Origin of the sequence: Microvirga tunisiensis (assembly GCF_009296175.1) — a bacterium.
GTDB classification, from domain to species: domain Bacteria; phylum Pseudomonadota; class Alphaproteobacteria; order Rhizobiales; family Beijerinckiaceae; genus Microvirga; species Microvirga tunisiensis.
This window is the reverse complement of sequence record NZ_VOSK01000404.1, coordinates 1-4926: the sequence shown is the minus strand read 5'-3', so window position 1 is coordinate 4926 and position 4926 is coordinate 1. Positions and strand designations below refer to the sequence as shown.

The window sequence follows — 4926 nt, the reverse complement described above, 5'->3', positions numbered from 1 at the left end:
CCAATGGTCTCGTGGAGCGCTTCAACGGGCGGGTGCAGCGCGAGGTGCTGGGCATCACCATCTACAGCCATCGGGACCTCGAGACGCTGCTCAAGGGCTTCAATCAGGCCTATAACAGAAGACGTCAACGCGTGCTCAAGGGGCGATCCCCGGATGAGGTTGTGCGAAGCCGCCTGGCTGCCGAGCCGAAGCTCGCCAACCGCCGCTACAAGCCACCCGATGCAGACGCGTTGCCGCCAGCCCTCCAGGTCATCGCTCATGCCAAGGAGGTCTCGCATCCAGACAACTAGCCCTGGCATCGTTGGGCTCGCCCTCGCGGCGGCCGCTGGCGTGGCCGCCGTCGGTCTGATCGGCGCCCAAATGCGCCATAACGGGAGTCGGACCAGCACAGATCCGAACCGACGATCGGCTGCTGGGCACGAGCCGGAGGTCGAGCGCTCGATTACGATCGAGGACGTTCCCGCTGACGAACTTTACCGTCGCTGGCGCGATCCGGAAACCATGAGGCGGATCATGGCGCCCTTTGCCGACGTCCAGCCCACGGGTGACGGGCAGACACGCTGGAGCGCCGGACACAATCTCGGCTCCTGGGACATGCGCTTGGCCGATGACCAGCCGGGCGAGTTCATGCGCTGGAAGGCACAAGGCGACGGCGCTCTGATCCGGGAAGCGTCCGTGCGCTTCCGCCCCGCTACCGGCAACCGCGGCACCGTGGTGGTCCTGCGTGCCAGCCTCGATCCGCCCGGTGGCATGCTCGGCCGGATCGCTATCCAGATGCTGGGCAATACGGCACCGGCGGCGCTTGCGAGCAAGTCGCTGCACTTCTTCAAGGCCCTCGTCCAGACCGGCGAGATCCCGACCACCGAGCGCCAGCCGGCGGCTCGGACTGACCCTCGCTGACGAGGAGGCTTCTCATGCGTGCGCTCATCTGGAACGGCGTCAACGATCTGCGTGTCGAGACCGTCAAGGATCCCGAGATCGTCAATCCGCACGACTGCATCCTGCGGGTCACCATGTCGACCACCTGCGGCTCGGACCTGCACTTCATCGACGGCTACATCCCGACCATGAAGGCCGGTGACGTGATCGGCCACGAGTTCATGGGCGTGGTCGAGGACGTCGGGCCTGAGGTGAAGAAGGTCAAGAAGGGGGATCGGGTCGTGGTGCCGTCCTTCATCACCTGCGGCCAGTGCTGGTACTGTAAGAACAAACTTTATTCGCTGTGCGACAACACCCATCCCAAACCCGAGTTGCAGGAACCCGTCTTCGGCTATCCGACCGCTGGCATCTACGGCTATACCCACGCATTCGGCGGCTATGCCGGAGCGCACGCCCAGTATGTGCGCGTGCCGTTTGCCGACAACGATTGCTTCAAGGTGCCGGATGGTGTGCCGGACGAGCAGGTGCTGTTTCTGTCTGATGCGGCCCCGACCGGCTACATGGGGGCGGATTTCTGCAACATTCAGCCCGGCGACGTGGTGGCCGTGTGGGGCTGCGGCGGCGTCGGGCTGATGGCCCAGAGGAGCGCCTTCCTGATGGGAGCCGAGCGGGTGATCGGGATCGACCGCCTGCCCGAGCGGTTGCAGATGGCCCGCGAGCATGTCGGCTCCGAGACCATCAACTACGAGGAGGTCGACAGCGTCCTGGAGGTGCTCAAGGAAATGACAGGCGGCCGGGGCCCCGACGCGTGCATCGACGCGGTCGGCATGGAGGCGCACGGCACCGGTCTGCAATACGCCTACGACCGCGCCAAGCAGCTCATGTACATGCACACAGATCGCGGCCAAGCGTTGCGCGAGGCAATCCTGGCCTGCCGCAAAGGGGGGACCCTTTCGATCCTGGGTGTCTACGGCGTGATGGACAAGTTTCCGATTGGGGCGATCATGAACAAGGGCCTGACGGTGCGCACGGCCCAGCAGCATGGGCAGGCTTACATGGACCGCCTGCTCGACCATGCGCAGAAGGGAGAGCTGAACCCATCGTTTCTGGCGACGCACCGATTTTCGCTCGAAGATGCACCGCGTGGCTACGCCATGTTCAAGCACAAGGAGGACGGTTGCGTCCGCTCTGTGTTCATTCCCTAAAAACTGGAGCCATCCCCATAACAAAAGGCTATGGAATTGTTGGAGCTACAGGAGGCATGCTCCCCACCTCGTCATGTGCCCTCGGTACGCGATGGACGAACTTCCACCGGGCACCGGAGTCGAGCAAGGCGGCACTGAGGCCCTCGTATACTCTCGCTAAATGTCACCTGGCTGACGTGGCATTCAGTCGGCAGGCTGTGTGGCCCGTCGCTGTCCCAAGCGGAGATTGTGAATGTCCGCATGGGGTCAAACATTCACCTTCCGGCGGTTCAACGAACGGCGGCTCTTGAGCGCCGAAGCGGACCATGTGCTTACGTCTCAGGAGTGCCAGGAGCAGCCATTTCTCAGTGGAAAATACAGTTCCTTGCATCAAGGGCATGATCGGCCGACGGACGGTTCAACCGAGCTGGCGCATGTCTGTCGACCGAGGGGGCGCACCTTGTGTAACCGACGTCCGTGGACGCCCGTATATGTCTACCAATGCTAATCCGTTAGACCTCACTCAGGATAAGGATCCGCTCCCTCCGGGCGGGCACTGTTGAAGAGGACGAACACAAGCGGCGTGCCGGGCTCGGCAGTCGCATCGGTGCGGCGGGCCGCCACCTCGCCAGCCACCTCGCAGGTGTACTCCGCAACGACTTCGCCGAAGGCGTTGCGCTGGATCGCGACCTTCTGGCCAACATCGACCTTGTCGTTCAGCGCGACCAGAAGCTCGACGAAGCCGCCCTGGGTCGCCAAGACGACGTGGGTGTCGTTGCCGATGAACAGCCCCGTGTCCTTCCCGGTGCGGCCCATCGCTCCAGTGACGATCCCGTGGTGCTTGAGCACGTTCATCGTGCCTTCGACGAACAGCGGGATCATCCTGCGGTCGAGGATGCGCGGCGCGCCAATCTCGGGCGTGAAGGCGGAGATGCCGGCTGCGATGAGCGCGTTGGCCAGGAGGGTGGGATAGGCCGGATTGTCGAAGACGTGGTCGATGGGGAACAGCTCCGCCATCGCCCTTACCTCGGGCAGGTCCATCCGCGCCAAGTGGAACGCCGTCATGTCCATCCCCGTGGCCGCGGTGTGGAAGTCGATCGCGTAGTCGGCGTTCGGCTTGAGGAGCCTGTTGAACACAAGTCCGGCGTGCCGGCCGGGCGCGCTGGCGCCGTTCTCGTTGCCGGGCCACTCGCGGTTGATGTCGATGAGGTCGATGCCCCTGCCCGAACTGGGCCATCGGCGGGCCATGCCTTCGAGCGCCGGACGGGAGACGTCCAGCACCGCCAGGACCGTGCCCGACATCTGGGCCGGATCGAGCTGATCCATCACGGTTTGGATCGTGTGCACCGGGCTGATCTCATCGCCGTGCACGCCGCTGACGAGGGCAATGCGTTTGCCCGGCCGGGCGCCCCTGGCCACCACCACGGACACGTACCAATGCTGGCCCGTGACCATCTGCACCCCCTGGAAATAGAAGAGGTGCTTCTTGCCGGGCTCCAGATCATCGACGTTCAGCGCGCTGATGACCTTCTTTCCGCTGATCACGTCGCCGGTATAGGCCGTTCCCTGAGGCAGAGCCGGTGAAGGATCAGGGGACGATGCCGTCGTGCCTTGGGCGTTCGCCGCGCCAGCCTCGGCAACGAGGGCAGCCGACGCAATGGCTGCGATCATGAAGTCCCGTCGATCAACCCTGGTGTTCGGTTCGTCGGTCATGGTGAGGGTCCTTTCATGATGCCGTGGGCAACACAGTCAAAATGGACGCGTCTGCCGACCGTATCACGACGACGGATTTGGTAAGGTTTTGATTCCGACCCGATAGCCTCTCCGGCCCAGCAGCGTAATCGAATTCGCGAAACGCCCAGTATGGAATGCGTTTTGAAGATTTCGCGGAGTCTTCGTGCGGACCTATGGAACGCCACCGCACCTCTTCAGTAAAACAGGTTCGCAATCAGGCCTCAGCCGGCGCGGGAATACTCGCGAGTGCTCGTGTGGGAGAGAAAGAGATGAGCACGTTTCCTCGGCCTCTCCCCGCCTGACCAAGGAGTAGTGGGCGGCGCTCCGAACCCAAGCCAAGAGATTATAGCCGCCTCCGCACTGTCCGACCGCAGAAACGTCGCCCGATGCGGGTGGAACCTTCCGCCTCCTCCCGGGTCGGTTCCGTAGCAGACTGCAAAACCTGGCACCTACCGTCGAGGAAGCAGTGTCGCGGGACGGGCCTTGAACTTCCGGGCAATGGGATCAAGCGCTCTGTCCAGCATGGGTCCCTACCATCGGATGGTCCGGAATGGGTCGAGGCCGTGTCAAAACGCGGCTCGCGACCGACTGAGTGCATCCTGTGGTTCTCTGATCGGTGGAGGCGCGAGTGCCAACGGCTATTTGGCTCATCGATCAGGCTGGATGTCCGTCCCGATGGTGTCCGAGCCATCGTGCTCAGCCTGGACGCCTAGTGCGATGCTCCCTCAGGACTGGATTGCCACCAGCAGCGGTCCTGGCCCGAGGATCGCCAGAACCCGCTTCAGATTGTAGGCCAGCACGTGCAGGCTCATCTCCGTGCGCACCCGCTCCAGGGTCCGGGTCAAGAAGTGCGTGGCGCCCATCCACGCCTTGATCGTTCCAAACGGGTGCTCCACCGTCTGGCGCCGCAGGCGTGCCGTCGCCGGTGCCCGGTCGAGCCGCTCCTGCATCGCATCGAGCACATCCTCGTGCTCCCAGCGCTTGATGCGCCGCTGCTTGCCGGTCGTACACAGCTCCTTCAGGGCACACCGCTCGCAGCAGGTGGTCCAGTACACGTGCAGAGCCATGCCGTTCTCAATCGACGTAAACCGCCGCGTCAGGCGCTCCCCGGCTGGGCAGCGATAGGTGT

General features: G+C 63.7%; 5 protein-coding genes. 3 read left to right on the top strand and 2 right to left on the bottom strand.

The genetic code is table 11. The annotated features are described in order from the left end of the window. The 3 genes from FS320_RS37855 to FS320_RS37845 form a co-directional block, all read left to right on the top strand. The coding region (locus FS320_RS37855; RefSeq protein ID WP_152717431.1) for an integrase core domain-containing protein at positions 1–290 on the top strand (290 nt) is incomplete at its 5' end. Next, positions 259–900 (top strand): SRPBCC family protein, encoded by a 642-nt coding sequence (locus FS320_RS37850; RefSeq protein WP_162003509.1) that lies wholly within the window; start codon positions 259–261, stop codon positions 898–900. The genes FS320_RS37855 and FS320_RS37850, both read left to right, overlap by 32 nt. Positions 901–914: 14 nt before the next feature. Further along, positions 915–2084 carry a zinc-dependent alcohol dehydrogenase gene (locus tag FS320_RS37845; protein ID WP_152717429.1) on the top strand — a complete coding sequence of 390 codons (1170 nt, stop codon included), beginning with the start codon at positions 915–917 and terminating at the stop codon, positions 2082–2084. Between the two features lie 498 nt (positions 2085–2582). Here FS320_RS37845 and FS320_RS37840 read toward each other — a convergent pair whose 3' ends face one another. Together FS320_RS37840 and FS320_RS37835 are read right to left on the bottom strand one after the other, a co-directional pair. Further along, a complete protein-coding gene (locus tag FS320_RS37840) occupies positions 2583–3776 on the bottom strand; it encodes a succinylglutamate desuccinylase/aspartoacylase family protein (protein WP_152717428.1) in 1194 nt (397 codons plus the stop codon). A gap of 746 nt (positions 3777–4522) precedes the next feature. Continuing rightward, positions 4523–4926: transposase (locus FS320_RS37835; RefSeq protein WP_244627651.1), on the bottom strand; the 404-nt coding region annotated here is incomplete at its 5' end.